This is a genomic window from Gordonibacter pamelaeae (assembly GCF_003340385.1).
Taxonomy (GTDB): Bacteria; Actinomycetota; Coriobacteriia; order Coriobacteriales; family Eggerthellaceae; genus Gordonibacter; species Gordonibacter pamelaeae.
Genome location: NZ_PPTS01000008.1, coordinates 71813 through 87615, shown reverse-complemented (window position 1 = coordinate 87615; position 15803 = coordinate 71813). Strand labels below are relative to the sequence as shown.

The 15803-nt window shown below is 65.9% G+C and carries 10 protein-coding genes and 1 pseudogene; all 11 read left to right on the top strand.

The annotated features are described in order from the left end of the window. The first annotated feature begins 10 nt into the window (after positions 1 to 10). The 11 genes and pseudogenes from C1877_RS12700 to pknB all read left to right on the top strand — a co-directional run bounded on the left by C1877_RS12700 (position 11) and on the right by pknB (position 15750). Positions 11 to 1477, top strand: coding sequence for a DUF3375 domain-containing protein (locus tag C1877_RS12700; RefSeq protein ID WP_114569335.1), 1467 nt, complete (start codon positions 11 to 13; stop codon positions 1475 to 1477). Continuing rightward, on the top strand, positions 1477 to 2187 hold the full coding sequence (locus C1877_RS12695; protein ID WP_015540145.1) for a DUF4194 domain-containing protein: 711 nt from the start codon (positions 1477 to 1479) through the stop codon (positions 2185 to 2187). The genes C1877_RS12700 and C1877_RS12695 overlap by 1 nt, the downstream gene beginning before the upstream one ends. Next, positions 2171 to 5578: an ATP-binding protein gene (locus C1877_RS12690; RefSeq protein WP_114569334.1), complete on the top strand. Its 3408-nt coding sequence runs from the start codon at positions 2171 to 2173 to the stop codon at positions 5576 to 5578. The genes C1877_RS12695 and C1877_RS12690 overlap by 17 nt, the downstream gene beginning before the upstream one ends. Next, positions 5575 to 6819, top strand: a complete 1245-nt coding sequence (locus tag C1877_RS12685) for a Wadjet anti-phage system protein JetD domain-containing protein (RefSeq protein WP_114569333.1) — start codon at positions 5575 to 5577, stop codon at positions 6817 to 6819. Before C1877_RS12690 ends, C1877_RS12685 begins: the two co-directional genes overlap by 4 nt. Before the next feature lie 30 nt (positions 6820 to 6849). Next, a pseudogene (locus tag C1877_RS16040) lies at positions 6850 to 7020 on the top strand (AlbA family DNA-binding domain-containing protein); the annotation flags it as partial. A gap of 55 nt (positions 7021 to 7075) precedes the next feature. Further along, the gene (locus C1877_RS15805) at positions 7076 to 7510 is read left to right on the top strand and encodes a TetR/AcrR family transcriptional regulator (protein ID WP_049784046.1); all 435 of its coding nucleotides are present in this window, start codon (positions 7076 to 7078) and stop codon (positions 7508 to 7510) included. Positions 7511 to 7933: 423 nt separating this feature from the next. After that, complete coding sequence (locus C1877_RS12675; RefSeq protein ID WP_114569332.1) at positions 7934 to 9187, top strand: FhaA domain-containing protein; 1254 nt, start codon at positions 7934 to 7936, stop codon at positions 9185 to 9187. Positions 9188 to 9241: 54 nt separating this feature from the next. Then, the gene (locus C1877_RS12670) at positions 9242 to 9655 is read left to right on the top strand and encodes an FHA domain-containing protein (protein WP_041239204.1); all 414 of its coding nucleotides are present in this window, start codon (positions 9242 to 9244) and stop codon (positions 9653 to 9655) included. Then, the gene (locus C1877_RS12665; protein ID WP_114569331.1) at positions 9655 to 10875 is read left to right on the top strand and encodes a Stp1/IreP family PP2C-type Ser/Thr phosphatase; all 1221 of its coding nucleotides are present in this window, start codon (positions 9655 to 9657) and stop codon (positions 10873 to 10875) included. The genes C1877_RS12670 and C1877_RS12665 overlap by 1 nt, the downstream gene beginning before the upstream one ends. After that, positions 10872 to 13670, top strand: coding sequence for an FtsW/RodA/SpoVE family cell cycle protein (locus C1877_RS12660; protein ID WP_114569330.1), 2799 nt, complete (start codon positions 10872 to 10874; stop codon positions 13668 to 13670). Before C1877_RS12665 ends, C1877_RS12660 begins: the two co-directional genes overlap by 4 nt. A gap of 91 nt (positions 13671 to 13761) precedes the next feature. Then, positions 13762 to 15750, top strand: coding sequence for a Stk1 family PASTA domain-containing Ser/Thr kinase (gene pknB / locus C1877_RS12655; protein WP_015539387.1), 1989 nt, complete (start codon positions 13762 to 13764; stop codon positions 15748 to 15750). Positions 15751 to 15803: the final 53 nt, after the last annotated feature.

Below are 15803 nucleotides of genomic sequence, written 5' to 3'. Positions count from 1 at the left end.
AAGGCGCGCGATGGCGGTGGTTTCGAACACGTTGGCGTTCAAATCCCTGCAACAGGACGATGCAGCCTGGAAGCTTCTGAACGCCCAAAACGCGGCGGTCGTGATAGCCATCTTGGACGAGCACTTGGGCGGGGAAACCTCCAAGCGAACGGTGACAGATCTGGTCGGCCTCGTGGACGCGGACCTCGAGGAGCTGCGGGAGCGGGTGCCCGGTATCAGCATGACGCGCTCGGCGAACGAGTACTGCGAACAGTGGCGCCGCGACGGATACCTGATGCGCAAACCAATGACCGGCAGTCGCCAGGAAACCTACGAGCTTTCAGGTGGAGCACTCGCTGCCATTTCCTTCGCCAAGGGGCTGTCCAAACCTCATCGCACAGCAACGAAGTCGCGGCTGTCCACCATCCTCGACCGCATAGCCGATCTCTCGCTAGCCACCGATCCCGACTACGAGCGTCGCCGCTCAGTGCTGTTGTCCGAGAAACAACGCATTGACGAACAGCTCGCGGCTCTCGATCAAGGCGAGCTGGAGGTCATGGATCCCGCCCAGGCGCTCGAGCAGGCGAGGGATATCCTCAACATGGCGCAGGAGATACCGCGCGACTTCGTGAACGTGAGCGCCGACTTCGAGCACATTAACAAGAGCCTGTACGCGCAGATCATCGGCTATGAGGACGGTTATCAGGAAACGCTGGCCGACGTGTTCGCCGGCGTCGACCATATCGCGCAATCGCCTTCGGGACAGTCGTTCCGAGGCTTCTACGATCTGTTGCGGAACCTGGAAGCTTCAGAGAAGCTACAGGACGACATTGACCTCATCCTCGACTGTGATTTCGCCCGCGAGCTGGACCCGGAGGAGCGTCGCTTCCTCAGGCATTTTTTACAAACGCTGCTCGATCAGGGACGCGAGGTCAACGAGACCATGACCGGGTTAGCGCGCGGCTTGCGCAGGCTCGTGCAGAGCCAGAGCTTCCAGCAGGACCGCGTGCTAAAACGGCTGCTCGACCGGGCGCTCGGCACGGCCGGCACGCTCACCGAGCTTTATCGCGGCACGCACGCGCTCCCCCTGGAACTGGAGCTCACCAAGACACCCATCGCGCCGATATCACGTCTGGAACTGCGCAGCCCCGCCGCCGCGACCGCCCCGCCCATCGAAGACGCAGTGGTCGAGGAGGCGCGGCCGATAACGCTCGCCGAGCTGCACGAGCAGGTGCGCGAGGAGGAGATAGACTTCGACGAGCTGACGGGCAACGTGAACGCATGTCTGGAAGCGCGGGGCGAAGGAGCGACCATCGCCGAGGTGCTCGCGGCCCATCCCGCCACCCAGGGCATCGCCAGCGTGGCGGGACTCATGATGCTCGCCGCCGACCAAGGCATGCGCGCCGGCGGAGCGGAAACCGTCTGCTGGCGGTCGAAGAGCGGGCAGATGCGTAAGGCGCGCATCGAAAAGTTCCTGTTCACCAAGGAGGTTCGCTGATGACCGACTTCGCACCCGACCCCTACGGCATCGCCGACGAGGACTCTCCCGACGTCGCCTTCAATCTGGCGGCCGAAGCGCCCCTCGATGACAAGCGCCTGTGGCCCGAGGATACGGGCACGCTCCCCTTCGACGCCCGCTGCGCTCTCCTACAGCTTGTGCGAGGACCCTACCTCCACGAGAAGCGGGACGCACCGCTGTGGCGCGCGCTCCTCAACCACCGCGCGGCGCTGGCCTCGCGTTTGGCCGATCTGTTCCTAGAGCTATGCGTCGACCAGGAGGCGGGCGTCGCGTTCGCACACAACGTCTCGACGGACGAACGCGAGGTGCCGAAAGCGGCGCGCAGCAACGCAATGACGCTGCTCGACACCATCATGGTGCTCACCCTGCGCAAAGAGCTACAGATGGGCGGGGCCAACCGCGTGTTCATCGGTCAGGGTGAGCTGTTCGAGCAGCTGGCCCAGTACCGCAACCTAACCAAGCAGGACCAGTCGGGCTACCAGGACCGGCTGAAGGCATCGTGGAACCGACTGGTCGACTACCGCATCCTCATCAGAAGCGACGCGGAGGACCGCTTCGAGATTTCACCCGTCCTCAAGCTGATATTCGGAACCGAGGAGGCCGAGGCGGTCAACGAGGAGTTCGAGCGCATGCTCGAACTCGCGCAGCCTCTCGCGGAAGGAGGCGATAACAATGCTGAAGCCGAGTGACCTTCCCGACGTGCCTTATCCCGGCCAGTGGCGGCTCGCCCGCGTCGACATGGCGAACTGGGGAACGTTCAGCGGATACCAGAGCCTCCCCGTCGACCGGCGCGGCCTGCTTCTGACCGGCGCGTCGGGCTCGGGAAAGTCCACCATCCTCGACGCGGTGTCAACCGTACTCACGCCACCGAGCCACCTGCATCTAAACGCCGCCGCCAACAGCGGCAACCAGCGCGACAAAGAACGCTCCATCAGCAACTACGTGCGCGGCGTGTGGGGTCGGCGCTCCAGTGCGGCCGGCGAACTGGCCCATGCCTACCTACGTCCGAAACAGGCAACATGGAGCGGCGTCATGCTGCGCTACGAGGACGGCTTCCCCTACGGCGAGCTCGAAGGATCCGAACGGCGACGCCACGAGCCGGTCAACCTGCTAGGCATCTTCTTCCAGAAGTCGAACACCGTGGGCCGCGAGGGGCTCAAGAAGTTCTACGCGGTGGTGCGCGGCGACTGCGCACTGCACGATTTCGCGGCGTACGGCATGAACGAGGCCGATATGTCAAAGTTCAACAAGGACTTCAAGGAGACGGGCCGCGCCTGGAGGGATCATGCCAGTTTCGAGGCGCACCTGTGCGGAGTGCTGCGCATCAGCAGCCCGAAGACGCTCATCCTGCTGCACAAAACGCAGGCGGCCAAAGACATCGGCTCGCTCGACGACCTGTTCCGCAAGTACATGCTCGACACACCCCGCACGCTCGAGCTAGCCGACGCGGCCGTCGAGCAGTTCCAAGAGCTCTCGCAAGCGCACGAGGGTGTGGTGGATCAGCGCAGGCAGATGGAGTGCCTGGAGCCGCTGCTCGTACACGACGAGACGCACGCCCAGGCACTGGCTGCAGAGGTCGAGGCGCGCGGTTTGCTGGACGCGCTCAACCCGTTCGCCGACGAGACAGCCGTCGAGCTTCTGGAGCAGCAGCTCGAGAAGAGGGCGCGCCGAGCGGATGCGCTCGTCCAGGACGTTGCCTCGGCCAAAGCCGAGCAGAGCTTCGCCAAGCAGGCGCACGACAGCGCCATGGCGCTGCTGAGCAAACGGGGCGGCGTCGCGCTCGATACGGCGCACATGCAGGTGGACGAGCGGAACCGCCAGCTGCTCTACGTGCAGAAGAACCGCGATTCACTGAAGCAGGATCTCGCCACGTGGGACGGCGTCGCACTGCCGGCAACGCGCGAGGAGTTCGAGGCCCTGAAGCGCCAGCTGTCGGCGAAAGCGCAGGAAGCCCGCTCGTGGCTGGACGGCAACGAGGACGAGAAGGTGTCCCGTTTCGGACGGGTGGGCGAGCTACGCGAGCGCCGTACCGATATCTCGGAGGAGCTTCGACATCTGCGCAGACAGCGGAGCAACATCCCCTCGAAGCTGCACGCCATCAGGACATCAATCGCCCATCAACTGGGGCTCTCCCTCGCCGACCTGCCGTTCGTCGGCGAACTCATCGACGTGAACCCCAACGAGGCCGCATGGCAGCCAGCCATCGAGCGGCTGTTGGGTGGACGGGCCCGCACGATGCTCGTTGAACGGCGGCACGCGGAGGCCATTAACGAGTTCCTCGAAACCCGGCACCTCGGTGAGCGGTTCGAGTACGACGCGGTGCCCGACCGGGTGTCGGTCCCTGGCGTGGCCCTCCACGAGAAGTCGCTCGTGCGGAAGGTGACCGTGGCGAACGTGCCGAACCACGAATCCTTCGCGCTGTGGGTGAACAAACTTCTGCGCGAGCGCTTCAACTACGTGTGCGTCGATACCCCCGCCGATATGGAGCGACACCCCAAGGCGCTCACGCGCGGCGGGCAGACGAAGTCCGGCGAGCACCATGTGAAGGATGACCGGCGTAACATCGCCGACCGGAGTCGCTGGGTGCTGGGCAGCACGAACGACCAGAAGATCGAGCGGTTCGAGGGCGACCTGGCCGAATGCGAACGCCTTCTCACGGCCGCCCGCGCGGAAACGAACGACATCACGGCGAAGGAGCTGCGTCTGCAAGCGATCTGCCGCCTGGACGAGAGCCTACGGTCGAAGCCCTGGGACGACTACGACGAGGCGCAGGCCAAGGGCGAGTGCGAACGAGCCGAGGCGTTCTACCGAGAACTCGAGCAAAGCGACGAGTTCCGCGAGGCCGAGGCGTTGCGCGCGAAGGCGGAGGCACGCCTCGAGGCGGCGAACGAGGCCGTCCAGAAAGCGCTCGTCGCCCAACAGGCGAACGAGGAGAAGCTGAAGGACATCGAGGACCAAATCCACGACCTCGAGCAGCGCGCCAAACGCGGGCGGGACGAGGGCTCGCCGCTTTCTGCGGAGACAAAAGGGCAGCTCACCAAGCTGTTTGAGGAAACCGAGCAGGGCTTCCGCTCATCGGTGTCCTCGGTGTACCAAACGGCGAACCGTGTGCAGCGCGCCCTGGACGAACGCGCCGGCAAAGCCGTGCGCGCGCAGCAGAACGCGCGGCGGAAGGCCGAGCTGGTGTTGCAGCAGTACAAGATGAAGTGGCCCGCCCAAGCCGCCGACCTCAGCGGCCGGTTCGAGGATCGGATCGCCTACCTTGACCGATACCGGCAGATCAAGGCCAGCGGCCTGCCCGAGTACGAGCACAAGTTCCTCGAGGTGCTCAACAGCTTCAGCCAGGACCAGATCACCGTCATCGCTTCTGAGATCCGCAACGCGTTCCGCGAGGTGAGGGAGCGGCTCGAGCCGGTCAACCGCTCGCTACTGCTGTCCGAGTACCGTTCGGGCGTGCACCTGCAGATCGAGGTCAAGGAGAATCGCGGGCCGCGGGTGGACGAGTTTTTGGCCGACTTGAAGGAGATCACGAAGGGATCGTGGAGCGAGGACGACCTCGCTTCGGCAGAGCGGCGCTACGAGCGCACCGCCGCCGTCATGAAGCGCCTCGGATCGAGCGAGACAGCCGACCGCACCTGGCGCATGGCCTGCTTGAACACGCCCGACCACATGAAGTTCATCGCCCGCGAGGTGACCGAGGATGGCAGCGAGCTGAAGGCCCACGACAGCGACGGCGGCCTCTCAGGCGGCCAAAGGCAGAAGCTCGTCTTCTTCTGTCTCGCCGCCGCACTGCGCTATCAGCTGGCCGACGAGGATCAGCCCATCCCCTCCTACGGCACCATCATCCTCGACGAGGCGTTCAACAATTCGGACCGCTTCTTCGCCGAGGATGCGCTCGCCATCTTCGGGGCGTTCGGCTTCCACATGGTTCTGGCCACGCCTGGCAAACTATTGCAGACGGCGGAGGACCATATCGGATCCATCGTGGTAGTCACCTGCGAAGACGAGAAGAGATCGAGGCTTTCGCCCGTAGTTTTCGAAAACGATGCACTGGCAGCAGAAGGGAGGGAAAGCCGATGAGTGACGTTTGCATGATCACCCCGGATGAGGCGGCGGCAAAGGCTCTGAAGCGCTTCGAGCGCGACTGCCGCGCATGGGCGGCCGCCCTGTTTGCATCTTCCTGTGGAAGTGCGGGAGAACGACCCCAAGCCTATTCGATCCCGCTGCATCCGCCCACCGAGAAACAGGCGATGGCCGACCGCAACGCCGCGCGTGCCTGGGCGAGAACGTGGCACTCAAGCCCGCTGGCAGGCGACGTGCAGTGGACCTCCCGCAACTGGGGGAGCATCGGGCAGCAGACGATCCCCGTACGCTTAACACTGGAGAGTCCAAGCGACATCGCACGCGCGGCCGGCGCCGGCGCGCTGTGGGAGCGGATGAGCGAACGAACGCTCCGCCTTGCAGAGCGGTATAGCGAACGCTGGTCGAAGGCGTGCCCCTCCACCGATCCCGATGCACTCGTAGCGGCAGTGCGCGCTGTCGCCGGCCGCTGCTGCGAGCTCGAAGAGCGCGATTGGGAGATGCTGCTGCTAGCGCTCGACTGGCTCGTGGACAACCAGGACGCGACCTACTTCGTGCGCCAGCTACCCATCCGAGGCATCGACACAAAATGGATGGAGGGCCATCAGGGCTTGGTCAAGCCGTTGCACCGAGCGCTGACCGGGCGCGACCCGCAATTCGCACGGCAAGCGGGGCAGTTCCGCGTCCACGTGCTCGACGAGCGTCTGGCACCGGGCGATCTGACCGACCTCGCGCTATCGGTTGAGCAGCTGGGCAGGTGGCCTCGCCTGCCCGATTGCGTTCTCATCTGCGAAAATATGGTGAATGTGCTCGCACTTCCCCCGCTTCCGGGAGTCATCGCCATCCACGGCGGAGGATTCGCCGTCGGTGAGCTGGCAAGCGTGCCGTGGCTTTCCCACGTGCCGCTTCTCTACTGGGGCGACCTCGACAGCAACGGCTTCGCCATCCTCAACCAGCTGCGCAGCCATCATGGGCACGTCACCTCGCTGATGATGGATGCGCCCACGCTCGATCGCTATCGCGACCTCTGCGTGGAAGAGCCGACGCCGAGCAAGGCAACCTGTTCGCACCTCACGCCGTCCGAGCAAGAGGCCCTCGCACTCGTCCTCGCCGGGGATGAGTCCTGCAACCTGCGCACCCTGCGCCTCGAGCAAGAGCGCATCGAATGGGCTTGGGCCTGCGAGCAGATCAAGCGAAGGGTCGAATATACGGCACCACGAAACGAACGCCCAGAAGAATAATGAGGCGGAGCAGCGTGGAAGGACGATCCTATGAGCCTCGGGCACGAAACGGAGCAGGTCGAGTTCAAGAAATTCACCTCTGAGCTCAAAGAGGGCGCAGTGTCCGTCGTTGCCATCCTAAACAAACACGGTCGAGGCGAGCTGTACCTCGGCGTGAAGCCGAATGGAGACACGTGCGGTCAAAACGTCGCAGAATCAACACTCAGGCAGATCAGCCAAACCTTGGGCAAACCGGCGGGTTGCGGAAGAGGCCGGTGTGCCCTTGGGCTCGACCACCCAGTATTTCAAGAGCATCGACGAGCTGCGCCGCGAGGGCCTGGCCGAGGTCGCCCGCAGGATAGAATGCGAGTACGACGAGGCGTTCCGCGTCACCGAGCAGGGAATCCAGAACGCGACGGCGCTTGCCGACTTCATCAACGAGTACCTCTCGGACCGCCAGCGGGTGCACGCCGATGCCGCCCTCTACGCAGCGGCCATCGAAGACCCCGAGGTCGAAGATATCACGAGGAGCGCCTTCGAGTCGTTCCTGCGCCGATGCGAGCCCTTCATGGACGAGCAGCGCGCGAAGATCCTCTGCGCGTTCATGGAAGGCGCCATCATCAACTCCTGCTTCATGGGACTCCCCTACGACCGAGAAACCATCCAGAAAGCCGTGAGCCTCATTCTGGAAGAGGATCACACGGCCAGGTAAAGCCCCCGGTCCAGGCAGCACGGAGCGCGGTCGGGCCGGCCTCCCTCGCCCGCCGCGCAGCCATCCCACGCGGCATCGCCCGTTCTCGCCGTGCAGTGCACCGCGCCTGACGTCGACCCCCTTCCGCGGTGCAGTGCGCCGCACGCGGCGAAAGCGCGGCTTGCCCCATTTTCGCGCCCTCTTTTCTTGAAGGTTCTCGCTCTTCAGAATAATGACGATTGCGTAAAGGATGCCGAGAAGGCAACGGGTTTATGGCAAGATGGAGCATTGCATAGTCATATGCAGGGACACACGGCAACCAGGGTCGCGCAGGCGCGAACCGTTGATGCACGCACGATGCCCGCCCCGCGCACGATGCGACGCACGGCGCCGCCCCCGCGAGGCAGCCCACCCGGGCCGGGCGCGTGCGATAAAGGAGACGCAATGGGCTTTCTTTCGAGGTTCGAGGGCAAGATGGAGGACACGTTCGAGGGAGCGGCCGACCGCATGGCCAACGCGCCCATCTCGCCCGTGCAGATTGCCAAGAAGGCCGAGAAGCAGATGCGCCGCGAGAAGATGGTAGGCGCCGGCAAGCAGTACGCCCCCACGCTCTACACGGTGCTCGTCAACCCCGACGACGACCAGCGCCTGTTCGGCTACTACCCCACGCTTGCCGGCGAGACGGAGACGTACCTGGCGGCGAAGGCCGCGGACGAGGGCCTGGTCATGGACGGCCAGCCGCTCGTGCGCTTCATCGTGGACGACGGGTTGAAGCACGGCAAGTTCGACGTCATCGCCGAGCCGGTGGCGGCGCCCATCATCGCCCAGCTGCGCGCCGAGGAGATGCAGCGCTACGGCATCGGCGGCGGTCAGGCCCCGGCCGGCTACGGCGCCCCGGCGCCCGCGCCCGGCTACGGCGCCGCGCCCGCGCAGCCCTACGGCTACGGCCAGCCCGCGCCCGCAGCTCCCGCCGGCGGTTACAGCGCCCCGGCGCCCGCCTATCAGCATCCCCAGCCCTACCAGGATATCGACGCCGGCTTCGACGAGTTCGGCGCGCAGAACGCCTACGGCGACTTCGACCCGAACGGCAAGCCGCCGCTGCCCTACGTGCCCGAGGACGAGATCGACTACTCCATCGACTACGGCGAGTACACGTTCGACAGCCAAGACTTCGACGACTACCGCCAGAACGGCCGCTCGCAGGGCGCACCCGTCTCCGGCGCAGCGGCCGCAGCCGCCCCCGTCGCCATGGGAGCGGCCGCGGCCGGCATGGCCGGCGCCGCCGCAGCGGCGGCCCCCTACGGCGCCCAGCCCGGCGCAGCCGTACCCGCCGGTGCCCCCGTCGCCGCCGACACGGTGGTGTTCGCAGGCGGCGCGGCGCAGGCGAGCCCCGTGCCGAACCAGGCCGCCGTGCGCGCCAGCCTCATCGACACCACGAACAACCGCACCTACTCGCTGGCCTCGGCGCGCCTGCTCATGGGCCGCGAGTCGAAGAACGACATCGTCGTCCACGACATCAACGCCAGCCGCACCCACGCCGAGCTGCGCTTCGAGCCCCAGGGCGTCTGGACCATCACCGACCTGGGCTCCACGAACGGCACGCTCGTCAACGGCGCGGAGATCGCCACGCACCCGCTGCGCGAGGGCGACCGCATCACCATCGGCATGACCAACTTCGTGTTCACCCAGGCCCAATGACGCGAAAGGCGCACGCGTGATAGTTGTTAACCGCACAGAGCGAGGGGTGTACTCGTGATCGACGTCGTACTGCTGATCGGACGCCTGCTGTTCGTAGCCTTGCTGTACCTGTTCCTGTTCGCCCTCATGAAGACCGGCATCGGCCTCGTGCGCGGACAGCGCAAGAAGGAGCGCACCTGGAACCTGTCGGTGGAGCGCGGGCCGAAGGAGCTGCGCGGCGTGTCCATCGTCGTGCGCGGCCCCGTCATCGTGGGCCGCAGCCCCGGCGCCGACATCGTGGTGGGCGCGGGCTACGTGTCCGGCCGCCACGCGCGCTTCTCCCTCATGGGGCAGAACCTGTTCGTGGAAGACCTGGGCTCGACGAACGGCACCGCCGTTAACGGCCAGGTCATCGGCGAACCGGTAGCGCTCAAGAACGGCGACGTGGTCAACGTGGGCGACGTGGCCATCCGCGTGAGGTTCGCCTGATGGCCGCCGAGCGCCCGTACAAGTCCACGCCGCACACGCGCAAGGGCGCCACCACCACGTTCGGCAGCCGCACGGACATCGGCTGCTTGCGCGACCACAACGAGGACAGCCTCGTGGTAACGCCTCCCCTGTTCGCCGTCGCCGACGGCATGGGCGGTCACGCCGCCGGCGAAGTGGCCTCGGAAATCGCCGTGAACGTGCTGGCCGAGCGCGCTCCTGCGCATCCCGACTCCGAGGCGCTCGGACGCGCCGTTGAGGAGGCGAACCGCGCCGTCATACGCGCCGCCCACGAAGGGCGGGGCCGCGAGGGCATGGGCACCACCATGACCGCCGCCATGCTGGAGGGCGAGCGCCTGATCATCGCCCAGGTGGGCGACTCCCGCGCCTACCTGCTGCACCAGGGCAAGCTCCAGCAGCTCACGCGCGACCACAGCCTGATGGCCGACATGATAGAGGCCGGCCAGCTCACGCCCGAGGAGGCGCGCTCACACCCCAACCGCTCCGTCATCACGCGCGCCTTGGGCAGCGACCCGCACACCCAGCCCGACCTGTACGAGATCAACGTGGAGACGGGCGACCGCCTGCTCATCTGCTCCGACGGCCTGTCGGGCATGGTGTGCGACAACGAAATAGAGTCGACGCTCGCCCGTGTACGCGACCCGCAGCGCTGCGCATCGCAGCTGGTGAACGAGGCTATCGCCAACGGAGGCCACGACAACGTCACCGTCATCGTGGCCGACGTCACGGGCTTTGCCGAGGTGCGCCGCAAGAAGATGGCGCGCAAGACGAAGCTCTCCATCGCGCTCGTGCTGGTGCTGTTCGCCGCCATCGTGGGCGGCGCGGCCTGGGGCACGAACGAGTACCTGCACAACGCCGCCTACCTCGCCGACGACAACGGCAAGGTGGCCATTTACCGCGGCGTGCCGGGCGACGTGTTCGGCCTGACCTATTCCGAGCTGGTGGAGTCGACCGACGTGTCCGTGAGCGACCTGCAACCCGGATTCCAGGAACGGCTGAAGGAAGGCTGGCGCGTGGACAGCGTGGAAGCCGCCGAGGCCCTGGTCAAGGAATACCGAGAGGACATTGACGCCAAGAGCAAGCCGGCCGGGGACGAAGCGGCGAACGCCGACGCCTCCGCCGCCGACGCGGCCGGCAGCACCGGCGGCACGCACGATGCGAACCCGCCGGCGCCTGCCAACTCGCAAGGCGGTGCCGCATGACGCGCCGCAACCTCGAGCTCGTCCTGCTGTGCGTGGCGGCGCCCATCGTGGTGCTGCTGTTCGCCATGCTGGCCATAAACCAAGGCCAGAGCCTGAACGCCACCACGCTGGGCGTGCCCATCGGCATCTTCGTGGCGTTCGTCATCGCGCATTTGGCCGTGCGCAAGTTCGCGCCCAAGGCCGACCCCGCCATCTTGCCCATCTCGTTCGCCCTATCCGGCATAGGCATCGCGTTCATCACGCGGCTCGCGCCCTATGCGGACAAGTCCAGTATCGCCATCAACCAGGTGATGTGGCTGTTCCTGGGCGTGGCGTGCATGGTGCTCGTGCTCGTGCTGTTCCGCAACCTGGACAAGGTGGCCAACTACAAGTACACGCTCATGATCGTGGGCTTCGCGTTGCTGCTCTCGCCGCTTCTGCCGGTCATCGGGCAGGAGATCTACGGCAGTCGCATCTGGATCGGCATTCCCGGCGTGTTCTCGTTCCAACCGGGCGAGATAGCCAAGATAGCCATCGTGCTGTTTCTGGCGGGATACCTCGCCCAGAACCGCGAGATGCTCTCCGTGTTCACGTGGCGTGCAGGCCCGTTCAACCTGCCCGACATCCGCACGCTGCTGCCGCTTCTGCTCATGTGGCTGGTCGCCCTGCTCATCGTGGTGTTCGAGAAGGATCTCGGCAGCGCGCTCGTGTTCTTCTTCGTGTTCCTCATCATGCTCTACGTGGCCACGGGCAAGAAGTTCTACCTGGTGGTGGGCCTTGGGCTTATCGCCGTCGGCGGAGTAGGCGCCTACCTGGCGTTCGGGCATGTGCAAACGCGTGTGGACATATGGCTGGACCCGTTTGCCGATGCGCAGAACACGGGCTACCAGCTGGTTCAATCGCTCTACTCCATCGCCGACGGCGACCTGTTCGGCGTGGGGCTCGGGCGCGGCCTGGCCGGCGGGGGCAACGGGCTTCCCCAGATCCCCGTCGCGGAAAGCGACTTCATCTTCACCGTTATCGCCGAGGAGATAGGGCTTCTGGGCGCGGCCGGCGTGCTGCTGCTGTTCCTGTGCTTCGCCATCCGCGGCTTCGTGACGGCGGCGCGCGCGAAGAGCGACGTCAGCTCGTTCGTGGCGGTCGGCCTCACGTCCATCGTGGTTCTGCAGGCGTTCATCATCGTGGGCGGCATCACGCGCCTCATCCCCCTGACCGGCATCACGCTGCCGTTCATCAGCCAAGGCGGCTCATCGCTTCTAGCCAGCTTCATCATCGTGGGCTTCCTGCTGCGCTGCGGCGACGAGGGCACGGGCGTGGGCGAGGAAATGGCCAGCGCCACCACCTCGCTGCATGCGAACAGCGTGCTCGGGCGCGTGTCGCTGGGCAAGCGGCTCACGCACGCCATGATCATCCTGTCCACCCTGTTCGCCCTGCTCGTGGCCAACCTCACCCTCATCATGGTGGTGCAGGCGAGCTACTACCAGAACATGCCCGGCAACAACCACACGATGGCGAAGGAGTCGCGCACCGAGCGCGGCACCATCTCCACCTACGACGGCGTGATCCTCGCGCAGAGCGTGCAGCAGGAGGACGGCACCTACGAGCGCGTCTACCCCGCCGGCAACCTGGCCACCCACGTGGTGGGCTACGCGTCCACCCAGTTCGGCACGTCCGGCATCGAGGCCGCCGAGAACGACACGTTGAAGGGCCAGCAGAACTACGCCAGCTGGACCGACGTGCTGAACTCGCTGGCCGGCATCGGCGGCGTGGGCAACGACGTCACGCTCACGCTGAACTCGAAGATACAGCAGGCGGCCCAGGACGCGCTCTCCGGCTACGCCGGCGCGTGCGTGGTCATGGACCCCGAGACGGGCGCCGTGCTGGGCATGGCGTCGTCGCCCACCTACGACGCGGCCGACTTCGCCGCCGAGATCGAGAAGGCCAACGCCAACCCCGATGGCGAGAGCACGCTGCTGAACCGCGCGATACAGACACTGTACGCCCCCGGCTCCACGTTCAAGATCGTCACGCTGGCAACGGCGCTCGAGGACGGCGTGGCCAGCGAGGACACCGTGTTCTCGTCGCCAGGCACCATGGACATCGGCAACGCGCCCGTCACGAACTTCAACAAGAACTCCTACGGCGACATCACGCTCGCCCGCGCCACCGAGCTGTCCAGCAACACCGTGTTCGGCCAGCTGGGCGTGGAGATGGGCGCGGAGAAGCTCGTGGACGGCGCCGACAAGTTCGGCTTCAACCGCAAGATCGACTTCACGCTGAACACCGCCACCTCGCTCATGGCCGAGCCCGACGAGATGACGAAGTGGGAGCTGGCCTGGTCGGCCGCCGGCGAGCCGGTGAACCCCCAGAACCACCCCAGCCCCGCCGGGCCCCAGGCCACCGTGCTGGAGATGGCCCTCGTGGGCTGTGCCATCGCCAACGACGGCGCCATCATGAACCCCTACCTGGTAGAGGGCGTCTACAACGCCAACGGCGAGCGCAGCTTCACCGCCACGCCGAACAAGTTCCTGCAGGCCGTGAGCAAGGAGACGGCCAACCGCGTGAAGGACGTGCTCAAGGGCGTCGTCACGGACGGCACGGGCACGGCCGCCGCCCTCCCCGGCGTGGAGGTGGCCGGCAAGACCGGCACGGCCGAGAAGGAGAACGGCAACGACAGCTGGTTCGTGGGAATGGCGCCCGCCGACAACCCGCGCGTCGTGGTGGCCATCAACCTGGAGCTCGCCGACGAGGGCATGGGCACCGAGCGGGCGCAGAATGTGTTGAGAACGGCCCTGCAGGTGCAAGGGCTTTTGTAAATAAGGTATGCTGGTGGCAATCGTATCAACATCGACACGCAGTACCGCCACGGGGCATGTGACCTAAAGGAGCAGAAACGTGACCGGAAACATGACAGGCAGGGTGTTCAACAACCGCTACCAGATAACCGAGCGCATCGGCATCGGCGGCATGGCCGAGGTGTACCGCGCGCAGGACAACGTGCTCGGGCGTCTGGTCGCGGTGAAGGTCATGCTGCCCCAGTACGCCGCCGACCCCAACTTCACCAAGCGCTTCAAGCAGGAGGCCGCCGCCGCGGCCAACCTGCAGAGCCCCTACATCGTGAACGTGTACGACTGGGGCCAGGACGACGGCACGTACTACATCGTCATGGAGTTCGTGCGCGGAAGCGACCTGAAGACGGCCATCAACGAGCGCGGCGCCATCAACCAGCGCAAGGTGGCCGAGATAGGCTCGCAAGTGTGCCAGGCCCTGTCGGTGGCGCATAATTTGGACATCATCCACCGCGACATCAAGCCGCAGAACATCATGGTGCAGCCCGACGGCAACGTGAAGGTCATGGACTTCGGCATCGCGCGCGCCAAGAACTCGGTCATGACGCAGACGTCGTCCGTGCTGGGCACGGCGCACTACATCTCGCCGGAGCAGGCGCAGGGCAAGGAGCTCACCGCCGCCAGCGACATCTACTCGCTGGGCATCGTGCTGTACGAGGCCGCCACGGGCAAGCTGCCCTTCGACGGCCCCGATGCCGTGAGCGTGGCCATGAAGCAGGTGAACGACCTGCCGGCCCCGCCACGCGAGATCAACCCCGACATCGACCCCGCGCTCGAGGCCATCATCATGCGCACCATGGCGAAGAACCCCGCCGAGCGCTTCGCCACCGCGCAGGACATGCGCTACGCGCTGAACGACTACCTGGCCGGACGCCCCGTGAACGTGGGCGGCGGCTTCACCAGCGCCGAAACGGCCGTCATGGGCGGCGTGGTGGCCCCCATGGCCGCGGCCGACGGCACCGCCGTCATGCCCGCCGGCATGGGCGCGGGCGGCGTGAAGCCCGCGGGAACCCCCGGCGGCGCGAAGAACTACCGTTCCGACGACGGCAAGAAGAAGAACAACAAGAAGACCATCGGCATCGTGGTGGGCGTCATCGCCGCGCTGGCCATCGTAGGCCTTGCGGCGTTCGCCCTCATGGGCGGCTTCGCCTCGGGCGACCCCGTGCCCAACGTGACGGGCAAGACCGTCGAGGAGGCCACGGCCATCTTGAAGGAGGCGGGCTTCGAGCTGGGCACGACCGACCAGAAGTACGATGACAAGGTTCCGGCCGGGCAGATAGTCGGCCAGGACCCGAAGGCCGGCGACAAGCGCGAGAAGGGCTCGAAGGTCAACGTCACCGTATCGCAGGGCGTGGCGCAGATCACCGTGCCCGACGTGAAGGGCCTCGACGCGGAAAAGGCGAAGCAGGCGATCAAGGACAAGGGGCTCGTGCCGAGCGCAGGAACGCCAGCCTATTCCGACACGGTTGAAAAGGGCCTGGTCATCAGCACCAATCCCGAAAGCGGCACCAAGGTTGAAAAGAACTCGACCGTGGAGTACATCGTATCGCTCGGCTCCGAGGGCGTCGAAGTGCCCAACGTGGTGGGCCAGCGCGAGGGCGCCGCAGTCGCAGCGCTGAACGATGCCGGCTTCTCCGTGACGACCGACTACGCCAACAGCGATACCGTGGCCGAGGGCCTGGTCATCAGCCAAAGCCCCTCCGCCGGCGAAAAGGGCAAGGAAGGCGGCACGGTGAACATCGTGGTGAGCAGCGGCAAGGCGAAGCCCACGAAGTTCACCGTATCCGCCTCGGTCTCGGGCGAGGGCGGCTACGTGTCGCCGTCGTCCATGGAGGTGGACGAGGGCGGCAGCATCACGTTCCAGGTGACGCCCAACAGCGGCTACACGGTGTCCTCCGTCACCGACACGAACGGCAACAGCTACAGCGTGTCCCCGAGCGGCGGCAGCTTCACCGTCAGCAACGTGAAGAACAGCATCGCCGTCACCGTGGTGTTCGCCAAGCAGTCGACACCCGACCCGACGCCGACGCCCAACCCGACGAACTAGCCGCCACTTATCGTCCCGTGCGCACGTTCGGGGCTTCCTGTACCGAAACATGA